The following is a 19,894-nucleotide window of genomic DNA, read 5'->3' as shown; positions in this document are numbered from 1 at the left end:
TCAGAGCCTCTTTCCAAAGCGTTCGGGAGAATAGGGGGCGAGATCGATCGGCGGCCGGCGATCGGCGACGAGCGCGGCGACCAGCTCGGCCGTCGCCGCCGCCTGGGTCAGGCCGTGATGGGCATGGCCGAAGGCGTAGACGACGTTCGGGTTGCGGCTGGCGCGGCCGATGACCGGCAACGAATCCGGGATCGAGGGACGGAAGCCCATCCAGCGCGTGCCGCCGGATAGATCCGCCTCGGGCAGGAAACGCCGCAGCCGACCCAGGATCGCGTCGACCCGCTTGAAGTTGGGCGCGGCCTCGAGGCCGGCGAACTCGACGCTGCCGCCGACACGGTCACCGCTGTCGAGCGGCGTCGTGACGAAGCCCTCGCCCTCGAACATGATCGGCCGGGTCAACCCAAGGCGGCCCGAAGGCAAAGTGACGTTGTAGCCGCGCTCGGTATCGAGCGGCACGGCGTCGCCGAGCGCGGCGGCCAGCGGCTTCGACCAGGCGCCGGCGGCGACGACGATCCGGTCATAGAGCGCCAGCGTGTCGAGCGAGGTGCGGATCGCGACCTCGCCTCCCCGCTCCTGGATCGCGAGGATCTCGAAGCCGCGCAATTGCGCGCCGCGATCGAGCGCCGCCAGGCCGAGGGCGCGGGTCAGGTCGAGCGGGTCGGAGACATGCTTGCCGGTCGGATAGAGCGCGCCGGCGACCGCGCGGGGCCCGAGCGCCGGCTCGAGCGCCCGGAGCGCCACGGCGTCGAGCGTCTCGACCGGGGTGCCGAGCCCGCGCTGCCGCTCGATCATCGGGAGTGTCGCGCGAAAGGCGCGCTCATCCGCCCAAACCGACAGCAGGCCGCGCTCGCGCAGGTGATGGCGGAGGCCAAGCGCTTCCAGCCGCCGCTCCCAGGCGGCGAGCGCCATGCCGTTCAGGCTGGTGATCGCCCGGACGGATGCCTCGATGCGGGAAGGCTGGCTGGCCGCGACGAAGCGGGCGAGCCAGGGCGCCAGTCTCGGCAGGTAGCTCGGCCGGATGGCGAGGGGCCCGAGCGGATCGAAGGCCCAGCGTGGCAGGTTGCGCCAGACCTTGGGCGAAGCGAGCGGCATGATGTCGAGATGGGCGATCCAGCCGGCATTGCCGGCCGAGGTCCCGGCCGCGATGCCCTCGCGGTCGATCAGATCGACCTCGTGCCCTTCGTCCAGCAGCGCATGCGCGGTCGCGACTCCGACGATCCCCGCCCCGACGATTCCGACACGCATTCAGCTTCTCCGAACTGCCCCCGCAGCCTTCCCGATGGCAGGCCGATGCGTAGCACGGCCGAGGTGACTTGCGCAGGGCCAAGCGCGCGACCGGCACGGCCCTGCACTACTCGCTTCAGCGCCCGGCGCGCAACCAGACCTGCATGGCGCCCGGCTCGCGATTGGCCCAGGCGAAATAGGGGATCGCGGTCAAGGTGCCCCGGACGGTCTCGGCCGGCTCGGGACGGTAGAGCGTGTCCCGCCAATCCGCCGTCTGGTCGATCGTCGCGGGAACGGCGAGCGTCACGACGCCGCCGAGCAGGTCGGGGGCATCGCGCACCTCGGCCGCCTCCCCGAGCAGGCGCATATGCTGCGGCGGCGCGGGATTGTCGGTCTCCTCGACGCAATAGACCACCGGCCCGCGCCGGAGCGCGACACGATCGGCGTCCATGCCGACATCGGGATGAGCGCGAAGCCGCTCGACCGGCATGTCGAGCGCGAGGCGGATCTCGTCGCCCTCCTCCCAGCGCCGGTTGATGCCGCAATAGCCCTTGCGGGTCGCGCCGGCCACATCGGCGGATTCGCCGTTGACGGTCACGGCCGCCTTACGGCACCAGCCGGGGATGCGGAGCCAGAGCGTCGCTGGCACCGGCTCGGGCGCACCAACCGTGATGCGGATATCGCCATCCCAGGGATAGGCCGTCTGCTGGGTCAGGCGCAGCGCCCTGCCGGCGACATCGAAGTCGATCGTCGAAGCGGCATAGAGGTGGATCGCGACATTCTCGTCGTCATGGCTCGCGATATAGCCGCCGAGCGAGGCGACCAGGCGGGCGAGATTGGTCGGGCAGCAGGGGCAATAGTGCCAGAGCCAGCGCCGGTGCTGGCCGTGGCTCTCGAGCGGGTTTTCGTAGAAATAGCGATCGCCGGCCAGCGAGACGCCGGAGAGCGCGCCATTGTGGAGCGCGAGTTCCATGTGGTCGGCATAGCGCGCGTCGAGGTCGATCGCCGCCATGCGATGCGCCCAGAACACCAGAGAGACGGCGGCGCAGGTCTCGGCATAGGCGGTCTCGTTCGGCAGGTCGAAGGCTCGGGTGAAGCCCTCGTTCTCGACCGCCGGGCCCATGCCGCCGGTGACATAGAGCTGGCGGCCGGTCAGATGCTTCCAGAGCTTGTCGAGCGCCGCCTTCAGCGCGGTGTCGCCATCCTCGGCGGCGAGGTCGGCCATGGCACTGTAGAGATACATGGCGCGCACGGCATGGCCGACGACCTGGTCCTGCTCGCGCACCGGCCTGTGCGACTGACTGTATTCGTAAGTACCGAAATTGAACGGCTTGCCGCCCGGGTGGATCCTCGCCTCCTCGTCGAAGAAATGCGGATCCTGCGTGCCGCGCTCGTCGATGAAATAGCGGGCGAGATCGAGGAAACGGGGCTCGCCCGTCGCGCGGAAGAGTTTCACCAGCGCCAGCTCGATCTCCTCATGCGCGTCATAGCCGCGGAGCTTGCCCGGCTCGCGACCGAAGCGGCTGGCGATATGGTCGACGCAGCGGATCATCACGTCGAGGAAGCGGCGCTTTCCCGTCGCCTGGAAATAGGCGACGGCGCCCTCGACGAGATGCCCCATCGAGTACATCTCGTGCCAGTCGCGCAGATTGGTCCAGCGCTTCTCCGGATCGCGGCGGATGAACCAGGAATTGAGATAGCCGTCGGCGAGCTGGGCGTGATCGAGCTTCTCGACCAGGAAATCGATCTTCGCCTCGATCGCCGGATCAGGGTGGGTGGCGAGGCTGTAGCTCGCCGCCTCGATCCATTTGCCGAAGTCGGAATCGAAGAACATCTGCATCGACAGGCCGTATTCGTTGATCGGCCGGACCAGCGGCTTCGGCGGCAGGTCGACGTCGAGCACCTCGATGAAGCCCTCCTCCTCCAGCCGCTGGAACTGGGTCGGGATGGTGACCTCGCGGTTGACCCGCGTGCGCTCGGCCCAAAAGCCCGCATGGAAGGTCACGCGCGTATGCGGCACCGGGTTCAGGCGGCGCGGCGCGGTCGTCGTCAGGCTATCCGGCATGGTGATCGTTCCTCGTGCGATCGGCGCGGACCGCGTTCCCCGGCACGTCTGGGAAACCCTTTGCGCAAGCCCGCGACGCACTGTGGATCATTTGTCGACACACTGCACGCAAAAAATATTGAAGCCCCTGGCCCCTTGAGCGGCAACGATTCGGCCATGCGCGACGCACAAAAAAACCGGCCGCCCGAAGGGGCGGGCGGCCGGCTCGAAGTCGAAAGCGGGGTGCCGATCAGGCCGGGACGCCGGCCTCGAGGCGCTTGGCGATCAGGGTGCGCAGCGCGCGCAGGTCCTTGGCGAACAGGCGGATGCCTTCCGAGAGCTTCTCGGTCGCCATCTGGTCCTCGTTCATCGCCCAGCGGAAGCTCTTCTCGTCGGCAGCGACGGTGGCGAGCTTCTCGCCGGTGTTGGCCGGATCGAGCTGGCGCACCAGCGTGCCGTTGTCGGCGGCGAGCTTCTCGAGCAGCGCCGGAGCGATGGTCAGGCGGTCACAGCCGGCCAGCGCCTCGATCTCGCCGGTCGAGCGGAACGACGCGCCCATGACGACGGTCTCGATGCCGTGCTGCTTGTAGTAGCTGTAGATCTGGCGGACCGAGAGAACGCCCGGATCCTCTTCCGGCTCGAACGTCTTGCCGGACGCCTTGACGTGCCAGTCGAGGATGCGGCCGACGAAGGGCGAGATCAGGAACACGCCGGCGTCGGCGCAGGCCACCGCTTGGGCGAGCGAGAACAGCAGCGTCAGGTTGCAGTCGATGCCTTCCTTCTGGAGGATCGCCGCGGCGCGGATGCCCTCCCAGGTCGAGGCGAGCTTGACGAGGATCTTCTCGCGCGGCACGCCCATGCTTTCATAGGTCGCGATGATGTCGCGGGCGCGCTTCACCGAAGCCTCGGTGTCGAAGGAGAGGTCGGCGTCGACCTCGGTCGAGATGCGGCCCGGGACCAGCTTCGACATCTCGGCGCCGAAGGCGACGGCGAGACGGTCGGCGACATGCGCCGCGACGGCGTCCTTGGTGCCGCCCTGCTTGCGGCCCCAGGCGATCGCGCCTTCGATGACGTCCTGATAGGCCGGCAGTTCGGCCGCCTTGAGGACGAGGGACGGGTTGGTCGTGCAATCGACCGGGCGATAGGTCTTGATGGCCTCGAGATCGCCGGTGTCGGCAACGACAACGGTCATGGCTTTGAGCTGATCAAGTTTCGAGGTCATCGGACACTCCTCCAATCTGACTGCCGCGCATTCGCACGTTTGTACCTGGCATATGAGCATCCCGGCCGACAAATGGAAGCTGGAAATTATCTTCGCCTGTCGAAAACAAACGGGTAAATCTGCTTTTCGACGGTTCGCCTTCCGCTCCGAAACGCGACGGGCCATCGTTCCCGCCGACACGCAGCCAAAGGTCCTGACAATGTCGAAACATTCCCTCGCCGGTTCCTGGACGCTCTCGAACACGGCGTTGGATGCGCCGGTGCCCTTCAAGGTTCCCGGCGACGTGCATTCGGCCCTCGTCGCCGCCGGCCGGATCGGCAGCCCCTATGTCGGCACCAACGAGGCCGACATGCAGTGGGTCGGCGAGACCGACTGGGAAATCGTCCGTCGGTTCCACGTCGCCGCCGCCGACCTCGCCGGCCGCTGGGCCGTGCTGGAGCTCGAATTCGTCGATACCTTCGCCGAGATCGTGCTGAACGGCACAACGATCGCGACGCTCGGTTCCTGCTTCCTCCGCCACCGGATCGACGTGACTGGGGCGCTCGTCGCCGGAGAGAACGAGATCCGCATCCGCTTCGCGCCCGCCGGCGCCGAGGCGGCGACCCGCGCCGCGCGCCAGCCCTTTCCAATTCCCTGGAGCGTCTCGAACAACCGCGTCGCCGACTTGAACATGATCCGCAAGCCGCAATGCCATGGCGGCTGGGACTGGGGGCCCTGCCTGATGGTCGCCGGCCTCTACGCCGCGCCGATCCTGCACTTCTACGAAGCGGCACGCATCGAGGCGGTGCAGATCCGCCAGCGCCACCATGCCGACGGCACGGTGACCGCGATCGCCGCGATCGAGCTTTTCGCGCCGGCCGACGTCACCGTCCCGGTGACCGTCGACCTCGCCGGCAAGAGCATCACCGCCACGGTGAAAGTCTCGGCCGAACATGGCGGCAAGGTCGAGATCGCGCTCGACATCGGCAAGCCCGATCTCTGGTGGCCGGCCGGCCACGGCAAGCAGCCGCTCTACGACGCCGTCGTCTCCATCCCCGGTGACACCGCGCGCCGCCGCGTCGGTTTTCGCACGCTGGAGGTGGTCACGGAGAAGGACGAGGTCGGCGCCTCGATGTTCTTCCGCGTCAACGACATCGACATCTTCGCCAAGGGCGCCAACTGGATCCCCGCCGACGCCCTGCCCGGCGCGATCACGCATGAGCGCATCGACGCGCTGCTCTCCGCCGCCGTCGAGGCGAACATGAACATGATCCGCGTCTGGGGCGGCGGCTTCTACGAGTTCGACGCCTTCTACGACGCCTGCGACCGGCTCGGCCTGCTGGTCTGGCAGGACATGATGTTCTCCTGCTCGCAATATCCCTCGACGCCGGACTTCCTGGCCGAGATCGACGCCGAGCTGCGCTACCAGATCAAACGCCTCTCCAGCCGTCCGTCGATCGCGCTCTGGTGCGGCGACAACGAGGTGATCGGCTCGCTCAACTGGTTCGAGATCTCGCGCAACAACCGCGACCGCTACCTCGTCAACTACGACCGCTTCAACCGCGTCATCGACAAGGCGGTGCAGGACACCGATCCCGACCGGCGCTTCTGGCCGTCGAGCCCCTGCAACGGCGACATGGACTATGGCGACGCCTGGCACGACGACCGCTCCGGCGACCTGCACTTCTGGGACGTCTGGCACTCGAACAAGAATTTCGAGCACTACTACACGGTGAAGCCGCGCTTCTGCTCCGAGTTCGGCTTCCAGTCCTTCCCGTCCATGACCGGCATCCGCGCCTTCGCCGAGCCGGAGAACTGGAACGCCACCTCCCCGGTGATGGAGTTCCACCAGCGCGACGGCGCCGGCAATTCGCGCATCATCGACACCATGGCGCGCTATTTCCGCGTACCGGGCGATTTCGAGGGCTTCGTCTACCTGTCGCAATTGCAGCAGGCACTGGCGATCGAGACGGCCGTGCGCTACTGGCGCAGCCTGAAGCCGCACTCGATGGGCGCGCTCTACTGGCAACTGAACGACGTCTGGCCCGCCGTCTCCTGGTCGTCGATCGACCACTCGCTCGCCTGGAAGACGCTGCACTATCACGCCAAGCGCTTCTTCGATCCGGTGGCTCTCGCCGCCCGTCTCGACGACGGCAAGCTCGTCGTGCGGGCGATCAACGACCGCCATCGCGCCGTGACGATCGAGACGCGACTGCGAAGCTTCGATCTCGACGGCACGCTGATCGACGAGCACGCCGCGCGCATGAGCGTGCCGCCCGACCGCGCGATCGAAGTCCTGGCGATCACGGCCGCCCCGGCGCAGGACCGCTTCCACGTCATCGACGCCAGCGTCGACGGCGTCGCCGCGCCCGAGCGGCAGATCGTCGTCTTCCCCGACGTGCCGAAACGGTTCGAGCTGCGGCCCGCCACGGTCACGGTGCGCGACGACGGCGCCGGGCGCTTCACGCTTTCCACCGACGCGCCGGCCTTCCACGTTCGCGCCGAAGCCGAGGGCATTCCCGGCCATTTCGACGATGCGAGCTTCCTGCTGCTGCCGGGCGAACCGCGCAGCGTCGCTTTCAAGGCGGAGGCGGGCCACCGCCTGCCGACCGCGGCGGACCTCACCGTCCACCACCTGCGCGCGACCTATCGCTGAAGCGGACGCAAAAGAAAACGGCGCGGAAATCCGCGCCGTTCCAGAGCCCTCGAAGGCCGATCAGCGGTGCCAGCCGCCCGGAATATAAACCCAGCGGCCGTTGCGCCAGACCCACTGCGAATTGCGGTGATGCCAGCCGGGACGCGCGCGCACCCAGCGGCCGCTCATCCAGACGTAGCGGCCACGGCGCCACTCCCAATGGCCGGGAACCCAGACATAGCCGCGGCGCGGCGGCGGCCGGCGCTCATGGCGCGGCGGCGGCGGCCGCCGGTTCGGGCCAGGCCCCGGGCCACCCCAGGACTGGGCCTCGGCCTCGCCCGGGGCGATCGTCGCCAGCGGGGCAGCGACGGCAGCCGCCAGAAGACCCGCCAACAAGGAACGTCGAGAAAGCATGTTTCCATCCCATCGCTTGTGGGCGCTGTTGCGCGCCCGAATTGCCACCCGCACAGGTTTAACGCGCAGCGGCGCCCTTTCCGTCGCCTCGCGGCGACGAAATAATCAGAACTTATAGCCGTTCTGGTCGAGGAACAGCTTCAACCGGTCGGGGAATTTCAAAACCTTGAGCTGGCCCTTGGCGCAGCTGTCGACGTCGCCGCCGGTCAGGCAGACCTCCTCGCCGTCATCCGTCTTCAGATCCCACTTGTTCACGACCGCCGCGAAGGCCTGCGGTCCTTCGCCGGCGCGAACGCTCTGCGCCACCCAGCCGGCCAGGAAGCCGGGCGACTTCCAGCGCTCGTCGGGATCGGCGCCTTCCTCGAGTTGCTTCAGCCATTCGCGGTGCGCCTTGGCGAAACGCGATTCCGTCGTGATGTCGACGACCTTGCCGTCGCGCACGGTGCGGATGACCAGCGGCGCGGCGCTGCAGGCATAGCAATCGAAGGTGTAGAGGAAGCGGTTGTCGACCGTGACGATCTCGGCCACCCCGTCGCCGGTGAGGTCCTGCAGGAAATCGCCGTCGCCGTCGAAGGCGCCGACCTCCACCGCCACCCAGCCCGCCGGCGTCTTCTCGGCAATCACGACCTCCGAGCAGCAATGCGCGCCGCCGGTGTAGTTGCTCAGATAGACTTCCTTGCTGTCGTTGGTCGGATCGATCTCGGCGATCGAGGCGCTCATGCCGGGAACCGAAATGCCGGAGGCGGACCCGACATGCTCCAGCACCATCTTGCCGTCCACCGTGATCTGGAACACCGGCACGTCATCGTCGGGATCGATGTCCGGGCGCCGTTCCTGGAAAACCCGCACGGTGATGCCCGAATCGCTGACAGTCGCCTCCTTGGCGCCTTCGGCGAATTCGGTCGTCGGATAGGGATTGGCCGCCTCCTCCGCCTCTTCCTGCGCGGCCGCCAGCCCCGGCGCCCCCGCCATCGCCGCCGTCATCATCAGGCCGACAAGGCCCGCCCTACCGAGAAAGCTTCCGCTGCGCACTTTTTCATTCCCAAACTTGGCCCCGTGCCGGCAGTCTAGCGACAGCGGCTTCCGCCGAACAGAAGTTGATGCCACCATCCCCGTTCCTGAGGCGCAACCCGCCGAATGCGCCGTCCCCGAACACCCGCACACGCAAGGATCGCCTCATGTCCGACGTCGTTTCGCCCCGTACCGGCGGCCGCCTCATTGTCGAGGCACTGGAGGCCAATGGCGTCGAGCGCGTGTTCTGCGTGCCGGGCGAGAGCTTCCTGGCGGTGCTCGACGCGCTGCATGATTCGGCCATCCCCGTTACCGTCGCGCGCCATGAAGGCGGCGCGGCGATGATGGCGGAGGCCTGGGGCAAGATGACGGGCAAGCCGGGCATCGGTTTCGTGACGCGCGGCCCCGGCGCCACCAACGCCGCCTCTGGCCTACACGTGGCGATGCAGGATTCGACGCCGATGATCCTGTTCATCGGCCAGGTCGGCCGCTCGATGCGCGAGCGCGAGGCATTCCAGGAGATCGACTACCGGCGCATGTTCGGCGACGTCGTCAAATGGGTTGCCGAGATCGACGAGGCGGCCCGCATCCCCGAGTTCCTCTCCCGCGCCTTCCACGTCGCCATGTCGGGCCGCCCCGGCCCTGTCGTGCTGGCGTTGCCCGAGGACATGCTGCGCGAGAAGGCCGCCGTCGCCGCGGCCGGCCCCGCCGAAGCGATCGAGACCTATCCCGGCCTGACCCAGACGGCGCAATTGCAGAAGCTGCTCTGGAAGGCCGAGCGACCGCTTCTCGTGCTCGGCGGCTCGCGCTGGAGCGACCAGGCGATCGGCTCGATGCAGCGCTTCGCCGAGCGCTTCGACCTGCCGGTCGGCGTCTCGCTGCGGCGCCAGGGCCTGTTCGACCACGAGCACCCGAACTTCGCCGGCGAGGTCGGCATCGCGATCAACCCGGCGCTGGCGAAACGGGTCAAGGAGGCGGACCTGCTGCTCCTCGTCGGCGGGCGGATGAGCGAGATGCCCTCCTCCGGCTACACGCTGCTCAATATCCCCGAGCCGAAACAGACTCTGGTGCATGTGCATGGCGGCTCGGAGGAACTCGGCCGCGTCTACCGGCCGGCGCTCGCGATCAACGCCACGCCGAACGGCTTCGCCGCGCAGATCGAGGCCGTGCATCCGCCGGCGACGATCCGCTGGAGCGCCGAGACCCGCGCCGCCAACGCCGCCTATCGCGACTGGTCGGAGCCGAAGCCGCGCAATGTCGGCGGCGTCGAGATGGGCGCGGTGATGCGGGCGCTGCGCGACGTCCTGCCGAAGGACGCGATCCTCACCAACGGCGCCGGCAATTATTCGAACTGGGTGCATCGCTATCACCGCTTCTCCGGCCCTCGCACCCAGCTTGCGCCGACCTCCGGCTCGATGGGCTACGGCCTGCCGGCGGCGGTGGCCGCGAAGTTGCGCTTTCCCGAGCGCACCGTCATCGCCTTTGCCGGCGACGGCTGCTTCCAGATGACGAGCCAGGAATTCGGCACAGCGGCGCAGGAAGGCGCGGCGATCCTCGTCATCGTCGTCGACAACGCCATGTACGGCACGATCCGCGCGCATCAGGAGCGCAGCTATCCCGACCGCATCGAGGCGACGAAGCTGGTCAATCCGGATTTCGCCGCGCTTGCCCGCGCCTTTGGCGGCCATGGCGAGACGGTCGAGCGGACGGAGGATTTCCTGCCCGCCTTAGAACGCGCCCAGGCGAGCGGCAAGCCGGCCATCCTGCATCTGAAGGTCGACCCGGAAGCAATCTCGCCCTCGGCCACGCTCGCCGAGATCAAGGGCAAGCGGCTGAAGGAATAGGCGACATCCTCCGAGTTCGGCGAGGAGCGGCTAGAACAGGCTTTCCTGCGTCGGCGGCTTCGGCTTGGCGGCCCGTTTCGGCCGCGGCTCGGCGCCGCCGCCCGTGGCGATCGCGCCGATCTCGCCATCCTGGAACCTGATGGTTAACGCCTGGCCGCTCGTAACCTTCGCCGCCATGCGCACCGTCCTACCCTCGGCATCTGTCACCAGTGCGAAGCCGCGCGCCAGCACGTTCTTGTAGGAAAGCGTCTCCGCCACGCGCCAGACGGCGGCCAGCCGCTCCTGCCCGCGCCGGACGCGTTCGGCGACCGTCTCGATGCGGAGGCGGCCGGCGACGCGGGCAAACAGCGCACGCTTGCGTTCGGCGTGCACCTCGAGCGCCCGGCCCTGGCGCTCGCCAAGCGCCGCGAGCCGGTCGCGGGCGCGCAGCGTCAGGCGGTCGAGCGAGGCCGGCTGCAGACGGCCGGCGGTGCGCTCCAGCCGGCCGCGATGGGCGAGCGTGTTGGCGCCGAGCGCGCGGCCGATGCGGGCGGCGAGTTCGTCGAAGGCGCGGCGCGGGATGGCGAGCAGGTCGTCGAGACGTGGCAGGGCGCGGGTCGCGGCGCGGAGTTCCCGCCGGCGGCCCTCGACGAGGCGCAGCATGGCACCGTCGAGCCGACGGCCGAGGTCGTTCACCGTGCCGACCAGCTCCGAACGCACCGGAACCGCCATTTCGGCGGCGCCGGTCGGCGTCGGCGCGCGGAGATCCGCGGCGAAGTCGATCAGCGTCGTATCCGTCTCGTGGCCGACGGCGGAGATCAGCGGGATCTGCGACGCGGCCGCCGCACGCACGACGATCTCCTCGTTGAAGCCCCAGAGGTCTTCCAGACTGCCGCCGCCGCGCGCCACGATCAGAACGTCCGGGCGCGGAATCGCGCCATCGGGAGCAAGCGCATTGAAGCCGGCGATGGCAGCCGCGACTTCCGCCGCCGAGGTCTCGCCCTGCACCCGCACCGGCCAGACCAGCACGCGGACGGGGAAGCGGTCGTCGAGGCGATGCAGGATGTCGCGGATGACGGCGCCAGTCGGCGAGGTGACGACGCCGATGACGCGCGGCAGGTAGGGGATTGGCCGCTTGCGGGCCGAGTCGAACAGCCCCTCGGCGGCGAGCTTGCGCCGGCGCTCTTCCAGAAGCGCCATCAGCGCGCCGACGCCGGCCGGCTCCAGCGCCTCGATGACGATCTGGTATTTCGACGAGCCCGGGAAGGTGGTCAGCTTGCCGGTGGCGATGACCTCCATGCCCTCCTCGGGCCGGAAGCGCAGCTTGCCGAAATTCCCTTTCCAGATCACCGCCTCGATCTTGGCGCGATCGTCCTTCAGCGCGAAATAGGCGTGGCCCGAGGAGTGCGGGCCACGATAGCCCGAGATCTCGCCGCGCACGCGCACGAAGCCGAACGCATCCTCGACCGTGCGCTTCAGCGCCATCGAGATCTCGGTGACGGAATATTCGCCGGCGTTTGAGACGGGATCGGTCAAGTCGGTCGCGGCCTTGCTGATGTCGCCGGAAACCGGCGGCGGGTGGCTGTCGCCCCTGAATGCCCCCCCGTCCGATTCCGGTCAACCCGGCCGTTCCGCCCCGCCCTCGCCACCCACCTTGCGGCGCGGCCGGGCTCCGCGCTATCGAAGCGCATGTCGCGCTATGATTTCACCACCCAACGCCTGTTCATCGACGCGCCGCTCAACGCGGGCGCGCGCATCGTCATGGACAAGGGCCAGACCAACTATCTCGTCAACGTGCTGCGCATGCGCGAAGGCGACCCGGTGCTGATCTTCAACGGCCGCGATGGCGAATGGCGGGCGACGCTCGCCGAGGCCGGCCGCAAGGGCGCCGTGCTCACGGCGGACGAGCGCGCGCGCGAACAGACGCCGCCCTCGCAGCTCCACTACCTGTTCGCGCCGATCAAGCAGGCGCGGCTCGACTACATGGTGCAGAAGGCGGTCGAGATGGGGGCCGGGCTGATCCGGCCGGTGATCACCCGCCGCACCCAGGTGACGCGCCTCAACGACGACCGCCTCTCCGCCAACGCGATCGAGGCGGCGGAGCAATGCGGCGTGCTGTCGATCCCGGAGATCGCGCCGTCCGAACAGCTCGCCGCCCTGCTCGCCCGCTGGCCGAAGGACGAGCCCGAGCGTCGCATCATCTTCTGCGACGAGGACGAGACCGGCGCCGATCCCGTCTCGATCCTGCGCGGCCTGCCGAAGGGCCCGCTCGCCGTGCTGATCGGACCCGAAGGCGGCTTCTCGCCCGAGGAGCGCGAGACACTGCATAAGCTGCCCTTCGTCACCGCGATCCCACTCGGCCCGCGCATCCTGCGCGCCGACACGGCGGCGGTGGCGGCGCTTGCCCTCGTGCAGGCGACCTGTGGCGACTGGGTCGAAGCCTAGGCGGCAAGGTGGTAGATCGACGATCTACACCTTCCTGTTCAGATGACTTGCCGTCCGGCAAGGCATAGGACCGTCCGGTCCGCCGTTTCCAGAAGTAGAAAGCCCGCAGTTTAGATTCATTCCATTTTGGAATCGATCTAAGTTGCTGATATTCAAGCGAAATTCTATTGACGTCTATTCCGGATGATGGGATGCAGCCGGCGTTAGTCGCCGTGAAGCGTGGCGACCAGGGTTCCGCCCCCTCGGTGAACGGAGATCACGACGATGCCTAGCCTCGCCCGCCTTGCCCAGAGCGCCGCTGCCGCCGCGGTTCTGCTGACGTCCGCGCTGCCCGCGCTCGCCGATGGCGAAGTCAATGTCTACACGACGCGCGAGCCCGGTTTGATCCAGCCACTGCTCGACAGCTTCACCAAAGAGACTGGCATCAAGGCCAATGTGATCTTCGTCAAGGAAGGCCTCGCCGAGCGCGTCGCCACCGAGGGCGCCAACTCGCCGGCCGACCTGCTCTCGGTCGTCGACTACGGCAACCTGATCGAACTGGTCGATCGCGGCCTGACCCAGCCGGTCAAGACCGAGGCGCTCGAAGCCGCCATCCCCGCCAATCTGCGCGACGCCGACGGCCAGTGGTACGCGCTCTCGATGCGCGCCCGCGTGATCTACGCCTCGAAGGACCGGGTCAAGGACGAGACGCTGACCTATGAGGATCTCGCCGACCCGCGCTTCAAGGGCAAGGTCTGCATCCGCTCGGGCCAGCACCCCTACAACACCTCGCTGATCGCGGCGATGATCGAGAAGGACGGCGCCGACGCCACCAAGACCTGGCTGACCGACGTCAAGGGCAACCTCGCCCGCAAGGCCGGCGGCGGCGACCGCGACGTGGCGCGCGACATCCTCGCCAATCTCTGCGACGTCGGCATCGCCAATTCCTACTATGTGGGCCTGATGCGGTCGGGCAAGGGCGGCCCGGAGCAGCAGGAATGGGGCAACGCGATCCGCGTCATCCTGCCGACCTTCAAGGACAAGGCGGGCACGCATGTGAACGTCTCGGGCGCTGCCGTCGCCAAGAACGCGCCGAACAAGGAGAACGCCGTCAAGCTCCTGGAATTCCTCGCCTCGCAGGAAGCCCAGGAGATCTACGCCAAGGCGAACTTCGAATATCCGGTCCGCGCCGGTGTCGCCGCCGACCCGATCATCGCTGAGCTCGGCACACTGACCGTCGACCCGACGCCCCTGACCGCGATCGCCAACGACCGCAAGCAGGCGAGCGAACTGGTCGACGTCGTCGGCTTCGACGACTGATCGGCCGCATGTACCGACCGACCGGCGTCCCGCCCGTCCCCTCATGCCCCGGATCCTCCGGGGCATGACCGATTCCGCGATGACGGCGCCGCGGGCCGGCACCCGCTCCACCCGCTCCGACCACCTCTGGCTGGTCGGCTGCGCACTCGTCGCCCTGCTGGCGCTGGCGCCGATCCTCGGCCTCGTGTTCTTCGCCGCCCGCGGCTCCGGCACGCTGTGGCCACATCTGATCGCCAACGTGCTGCCGGCCGCGGCGCGCACGACGGCGCTGCTGCTCCTCGGCGTCGGCATCCTCGTCACCGCCATCGGCATCGGCGCCGCCTGGCTGGTGACGGCCTACCGCTTCCCCGGCCGGCGCATCCTCGAGTGGGCGCTGCTCTTGCCGCTCTCCGTGCCAAGCTACGTCATGGCCTATGCCTATCTCGACGTGGTGCACCCGATCGGGCCGCTGCAGACCGGCCTGCGCAACCTCCTCGGCATCACCGATCCGCGCGGCCTGCCCTTTCCCGACATCCGCTCGCTTGGCGGTGCCATCTTCCTGCTCGGGCTGATCCTCTATCCCTACGTCTACCTGCCGGTGCGGGCGCTCTTCGTCATGCAGTCGGCGTCGATGCTGGAGGCGTCGCGCACCCTCGGCGCCGACCGCTTCCGCACCTTCCGCACGGTGGCGCTGCCGCTGGCGCGCCCTGCTGTCGCCGTTGGCGTCAGCCTGGCGCTGATGGAGGCGCTGAACGATATCGGCGCCTCGGAATTCCTCGGCGTACGCACGCTCACCGTCGCGATCTACACCACCTGGGTGACGCGCTCCTCGATCGAGGGTGCGGCGCAGATCGCGCTCGTCATGCTCGCGATCGTCTTCGCGCTCGTCCTGATCGAACGGCTCGGGCGGCGCGGCATGAACTATTCCGGCCCACGCGGCAACAAGCCCGCCATGGCGCAGCCGCTGAGCGGCCTTTCCGGCCTCGTCGCCACGCTTCTATGCGCCGCGCCGATCCTGCTCGGCTTCGTCGTGCCGGCGAGCTATCTCGTCGTCTCCGCCTGGCGGCGTATCCAGCTCGGCGGCATCCCGGCCGATCTCTGGGTCTGGACCGGCAACAGTCTGCTCTTCGCGGCCGTCGCGGCGCTGATCACGGTCGGCGTGGGACTGTTCCTTGCCAGCGCCGGGCGGATGTCGCGCCGCAAGAGCCTGCACGGCCTGATCCGCCTCTCCGGCATCGGCTACGCCATTCCCGGCACGGTGCTGGCCGTCGGCCTGCTGGTGCCGATCGCCGGGCTCGACAACTGGATCGCCGACGCGATCAAGGGCATCTGGGGTCGCTCGCCCGGCCTGATCCTGATGAGTTCAGGCGCGGCGCTGATCCTCGCCTATTGCCTGCGCTTCCTGGCGATCTCGATCGGCGGCATCGAGGCGGGCTTCACCCGCATCTCGCCCTCGATCGACATGGCGGCGCATGCGCTCGGCGCCGGCACAGGCCGCCTCCTCGGCGGCATCCACGTGCCGCTGCTTTCGCCCGCCATCGCCGCCGCCGGCCTGCTCGTCTTCGTCGACTGCATGAAGGAACTGCCGGCGACGCTCCTGCTGCGGCCGTTCAACTTCGAGACGCTGGCCACCTATGTCTATGGCGAGGCGGCGCGCGGCACCTATGAGGATGGCGCCATCGCCGCGCTCGTCATCGTCGTCATCGGCATGCTGCCGGTCGCCCTCCTCGCCCGCGCCGGGACGCGGGCGGAGAAGCGGACGATCGTCGGCTAGATATCGCTCACACCGCCAGTTCCGGCAGGTCGCGATAGAGCGTCAGCGCTTCCGGATTGGCCAGCGCTTCCTGGTTCTTCACCGGCCGGCCATGCACGACCTCGCGCACCGCGAGCTCGACGATCTTGCCGGACTTGGTGCGCGGGATATCGGCGACGGCGACGATCCGGGCCGGGACATGGCGCGGCGAGGCGCCCGTGCGGATGCGGTCGCGGATCGCCTTCTCGAGCACTGCGTCGAGGGCCACGCCGTCGCGCAACCGCACGAACAGCACGACGCGGACGTCATTGTCCCACTCCTGCCCGATCGCCAGCGCCTCCAGCACTTCCGGCACCTGCTCGACCTGGTTGTAGATCTCGGCCGTGCCGATGCGGACACCGCCCGGATTGAGCGTCGCGTCCGAGCGGCCATGGATGATCAGACCGCCATGCGGCGTCCACTCGGCGAAGTCGCCATGGCACCAGACATTGTCGAAGCGGTCGAAATAGGCGGCGTGGTAGCGGCTGCCGTCCGGATCGTTCCAGAAGCCGATCGGCATGGAGGGAAAGGCGAGCCGGCAGACGAGTTCGCCCTTGCCCTGCGCGAGCGGCCTGCCGTCCTCGTCCCAGACGTCGACCGCGAGGCCGAGGCCCGGCCCCTGGATCTCGCCCTTCCACACCGGCTTGCCGGGAATGCCGAGCACGAAGCAGGAGACGATGTCGGTGCCGCCCGAGATCGAGGCGAGATGGATGTCGCGCTTGATGCCGTCATAAACGAAGGAGAAGCTCTCCGGCGCCAGAGGCGAGCCGGTCGAGGTCATCATCGCGAGCGTCGAGAGGTCGTGCGTCTCGATCGGCTTCAGTCCGGCCTTATGGATCGCGTCGATGAACTTGGCCGAGGTGCCGAACATCGTCATCCGCTCAGCGTCGGCATAGTCGAACAGGATGTTGCCGTCGGGATGGAACGGCGAGCCGTCATAGAGCAGCAGCGTCGCGCTGGTTGCGAGGCCGGAGGCGAGCCAGTTCCACATCATCCAGCCGCAGGTGGTGAAGTAGAACAGCCGGTCGCCGTCGCCGATGCCGCAATGGAGATGGATTTCCTTGATGTGCTGGAGGAGCGTGCCGCCGGCCGAATGGACGATGCATTTCGGCACGCCCGTCGTGCCCGACGAGAACATCACATAGAGCGGCGCGCCGAAGGGCATCGGCGTGAAGGCGACCGGCTTGGCGGCGAAGGGGGCGAGGAAATCGTCGAGCGCGACGCCGTTCGGAAGCGACGCTGCGACGGCGGAGGCCGTGCCGAGATAGGGCACGATCACCGCGGCCTTCAGCGAGGGCAGCGCCGGCACGATCTCTTGGAGCTTCGCGGCAATGTCGATCGTCTTGCCCGCATAGTAATAGCCGTCGCAGGCGATGAAGACCGTCGGCTCGATCTGGCCGAAGCGGTCGAGCACGCCGCGCGGGCCGAAATCCGGCGAGCAGGACGACCACACCGCGCCGATCGAGGCGGTCGCCAGCATCGCGGCGATCGTCTCCGGCATGTTCGGCATCATCGCGGCGACCCGGTCGCCTGGCCCGACGCCGGCGGTGGCGAGCGCCTGTTGCAGGCGCGATACCAGCGCATGGAGATCGTCCCAGCTCAGCCGCCGCTTCACCCGCTCCTCGCCCCAGAACACCAGCGCGTCTTCCGCGCCCGTTTTCTTCAGGAGGTTTTCGGCGAAGTTCAGCGTCGCGTCAGGGAAGAAGCGCGCGCCCGGCATGCGATCCCCATCGACGAGACGGCGCTCGCCCTTATCGCCGACGACGCCACCAAAGTCCCAGACCAGATCCCAGAACCGGGCGCGATCGGCAAGCGACCAGGCATGAAGCGCGTCGTGGTCCGGCAGCGCCCGCCCGGCCCGCTCGGCCGCGGCGGCCCGGAAACGCGTCATCGGATGCGCCGCCATCCGGGCTTCGGACGGCCGCCACAGCGGTTCCTGGACGGCGATTGCGGCGGTCTCGAACGTCATGACGTGGTCAGGCTCCCGGACAGGTTGCAGTGCGGCATGATTGCGCCGACAGCCCATGGATATCCGCAGCCTATCCCCGAGTCACGCCCGAAACATGGCTGCCATGACCGAGAAAAGCCTTGCGAAATCACGGAATTCTGCCTATCGGGAAACCATTCGGTCGTAGCACCTTCCGAAACGTGAGGGGCGGTCGACACCGGGCCAAATGAAGAAAATCCTGCTAGCCATCCTGGCGATTCTCGTCATCTGCGTCGGCTTCGGGCTGATCGCGCCCAAGCTGGTCACCATCGAGGCGGTCCGCCGCTCCATCACGCGCGAGGTCGCCGGCTGGAGCGGGCGCGCGCTGACCTTCGACGGCACGCCGACGGTCGCCTTCACGCCCTACCCGACAGTCACCTTCGAGACGGTCCGCATCGGCTCCAACAGCGACGCGCAGCCGCTGGTCGAGATGGAGAGCCTGCAGGCCGAGTTGAGCCTGATGTCGCTGCTGGTCGGCCATGTGCGGCCGTCCGCCCTGGTGCTGGAAAAGCCGGTCTTCCGCTTCACCGTCGACGAGCGCGGCGCCGCCAACTGGACGCTGCCGCGCGCGCTCCGGGGCGATTCCGAACTCGGCCGGCTGATCATCCATGCCGGCACGCTGCATTATACCGTCGGCGGCCAGCCCGAACTCCGGCTCGCCAATGTCGACGCCGACGTCAACTGGCCCGACCCGAGCGCGACCGCCAGCATCAAGGGCAGCGCCCGCTGGCAGGACGAGAATTTCGACTTCAACGGCTCGATCGGCACGCCGCTCGACCTGGTCGGCGGCAAGCCCACGGCGCTTCGCTTCGCCATCGCCTCGACGCCGCTGCGAGCCTCGTTCAACGGCACCATCCGCAACCTGGCGAACCCGGAGGGCGAGGGACAGCTCTCGGTGACGACCCCGTCTATCCGCCGCCTCGCCGGCTTCTTCGACATGCCGATGGGCGAGGGTTCGACGCTCGGCAGCGCCTCGATCGAATCTCAGGCGAGCCTCGCCGCCGGCATCCTGACCTTCGCCGATGCCAAGATCAGCGTCGACGGCAATGACGGCGAAGGCGTGCTGTCGCTCGAGCGCGTCGCCGGCCGCCCGTCGATCCAGGGCACGCTCGCCTTCGAGAGCCTCGACCTCTCCGCCTATGCCGAGGCGCTGGCGAGCGCGGTCACCGCGGTGCGCGCGGCCCCGGACCAGCCCTTCGCGATCGGCTCGCTGGACGAGGGCGACGTGGACCTCCGCGTCTCCGCCTCGCAGGTCCTGCTCGGCAGCGCCCGCCTCGGCCGCACCGCCGCCTCGGCGACGATCCGCGACGAGCGGCTGACGCTCTCGATCGGCGAGGCACAGCTCTATGGCGGCCGGCTTTCGGCCAGCCTGTCGGCCTCGCTCAAGGACGAGGCGGCCTCGACCTCGCTGCAGGGCCGCGTCGACGGCCTGCCGGTGCGCGCCGCGCTCTCCGACCTGTTCGGCATCGGCCAGATCGACGGCACCGGCAGCGGCACGGTCAATCTCTCGGCGCATGGCACCAGCTGGAACAGCCTGATGGCCTCGCTTGCCGGCAGCGGCCAGGCGAAGATCACCGACGGCACCTTCGACGGCATCAACATCGGCGCGCTGTCGCAGCAGATCACCGCCGATGGCACGATCAGCGGCAATCTGCTCGGCGGCTCGACGAAGTTCACCGAGGCGGACGGCACCTTCGAGGTCTCATCGGACCAGGTCGCCGCCGCGCCGATCACCGTCAGGGGCACCGGCTATTCGATCGACCTGACCGGCAAGGCGCTGCTGCAGGCGCCGACGATCAGCGCCCGCGGCACGCTGGCGATCGAACGCGGCGGCGCCCCGACGAGCACCCCGGTCACCGTGCCCTTCCTCATTGGCGGCAGCTGGGAACAGCCGACCCTGGTGCCGGATTTCAGCGGCCTTTCGCGCCGCAGCGAGCAGGCCCCGCCTTCCGGCGAGGGTGCACTCCGCAACCTCGCCGACGCGCTTCTGCCCGCCCTGCGCTGAGCCCTCGCCCGTTCGGGCGATCGCCGTCCCGCAAG

General features: G+C 68.5%; 13 protein-coding genes. 6 read left to right on the top strand and 7 right to left on the bottom strand.

Annotation, left to right across the window (positions count from 1 at the left end; all coding sequences use genetic code 11):
• From G539_RS0107060 to tal, 3 genes are all read right to left on the bottom strand, one after another.
• A complete protein-coding gene (locus G539_RS0107060) occupies positions 1-1,245 on the bottom strand; it encodes an NAD(P)/FAD-dependent oxidoreductase (protein ID WP_029074570.1) in 1,245 nt (414 codons plus the stop codon).
• 115 nt (positions 1,246-1,360) lie between these two features.
• A complete protein-coding gene (locus tag G539_RS0107055; protein ID WP_084639861.1) occupies positions 1,361-3,289 on the bottom strand; it encodes a glycoside hydrolase family 127 protein in 1,929 nt (642 codons plus the stop codon).
• A gap of 229 nt (positions 3,290-3,518) precedes the next feature.
• Complete coding sequence (gene tal / locus G539_RS0107050; protein ID WP_029074568.1) at positions 3,519-4,490, bottom strand: transaldolase; 972 nt, start codon at positions 4,488-4,490, stop codon at positions 3,519-3,521.
• A gap of 199 nt (positions 4,491-4,689) precedes the next feature.
• On the opposite strand from tal, the gene G539_RS0107045 reads away from it, so the two are divergent.
• Positions 4,690-7,125 (top strand): beta-mannosidase, encoded by a 2,436-nt coding sequence (locus G539_RS0107045; protein ID WP_035830526.1) that lies wholly within the window; start codon positions 4,690-4,692, stop codon positions 7,123-7,125.
• 60 nt (positions 7,126-7,185) lie between these two features.
• On the opposite strand, the gene G539_RS0107040 is transcribed toward G539_RS0107045, so the two are convergent.
• Both G539_RS0107040 and G539_RS0107035 read right to left on the bottom strand, forming a co-directional pair.
• Entirely contained in the window at positions 7,186-7,518 is a 333-nt protein-coding gene (locus tag G539_RS0107040; protein WP_029074566.1) for a YXWGXW repeat-containing protein, read from the bottom strand.
• A 105-nt stretch (positions 7,519-7,623) separates the two neighbouring features.
• Positions 7,624-8,550 (bottom strand): hypothetical protein, encoded by a 927-nt coding sequence (locus tag G539_RS0107035; RefSeq protein ID WP_156911894.1) that lies wholly within the window; start codon positions 8,548-8,550, stop codon positions 7,624-7,626.
• 146 nt (positions 8,551-8,696) lie between these two features.
• Between G539_RS0107035 and G539_RS0107030 the strand changes: the two genes are divergently transcribed.
• A complete protein-coding gene (locus G539_RS0107030) occupies positions 8,697-10,373 on the top strand; it encodes a thiamine pyrophosphate-binding protein (protein ID WP_029074564.1) in 1,677 nt (558 codons plus the stop codon).
• 30 nt (positions 10,374-10,403) lie between these two features.
• Here the strand turns inward: G539_RS0107030 and xseA are convergent, their stop codons facing one another.
• On the bottom strand, positions 10,404-11,888 hold the full coding sequence (gene xseA, locus G539_RS0107025) for an exodeoxyribonuclease VII large subunit (RefSeq protein WP_029074563.1): 1,485 nt from the start codon (positions 11,886-11,888) through the stop codon (positions 10,404-10,406).
• A 153-nt stretch (positions 11,889-12,041) separates the two neighbouring features.
• On the opposite strand from xseA, the gene G539_RS0107020 reads away from it, so the two are divergent.
• The 3 genes from G539_RS0107020 (at position 12,042) to G539_RS0107010 (ending at position 15,849) form a co-directional block, all read left to right on the top strand.
• Positions 12,042-12,797, top strand: a complete 756-nt coding sequence (locus tag G539_RS0107020) for a 16S rRNA (uracil(1498)-N(3))-methyltransferase (protein ID WP_029074562.1) — start codon at positions 12,042-12,044, stop codon at positions 12,795-12,797.
• Positions 12,798-13,061: 264 nt separating this feature from the next.
• Positions 13,062-14,096, top strand: a complete 1,035-nt coding sequence (locus G539_RS0107015; protein WP_029074561.1) for a Fe(3+) ABC transporter substrate-binding protein — start codon at positions 13,062-13,064, stop codon at positions 14,094-14,096.
• 64 nt (positions 14,097-14,160) lie between these two features.
• On the top strand, positions 14,161-15,849 hold the full coding sequence (locus G539_RS0107010; RefSeq protein ID WP_029074560.1) for an ABC transporter permease: 1,689 nt from the start codon (positions 14,161-14,163) through the stop codon (positions 15,847-15,849).
• 7 nt (positions 15,850-15,856) lie between these two features.
• Here G539_RS0107010 and G539_RS0107005 read toward each other — a convergent pair whose 3' ends face one another.
• On the bottom strand, positions 15,857-17,836 hold the full coding sequence (locus G539_RS0107005) for an acetoacetate--CoA ligase (protein WP_425402343.1): 1,980 nt from the start codon (positions 17,834-17,836) through the stop codon (positions 15,857-15,859).
• A gap of 205 nt (positions 17,837-18,041) precedes the next feature.
• Here G539_RS0107005 and G539_RS0107000 point away from each other — a divergent pair, with 205 nt between their 5' ends.
• Positions 18,042-19,859: an AsmA family protein gene (locus G539_RS0107000; protein WP_029074558.1), complete on the top strand. Its 1,818-nt coding sequence runs from the start codon at positions 18,042-18,044 to the stop codon at positions 19,857-19,859.
• Positions 19,860-19,894 lie beyond the last annotated feature (35 nt).

The organism is Kaistia adipata DSM 17808 (assembly GCF_000423225.1).
Classification (GTDB): domain Bacteria; phylum Pseudomonadota; class Alphaproteobacteria; order Rhizobiales; family Kaistiaceae; genus Kaistia; species Kaistia adipata.
Note: the sequence above shows the minus strand (reverse complement) of the source record. Positions and strands in the feature narration are given on the sequence as shown.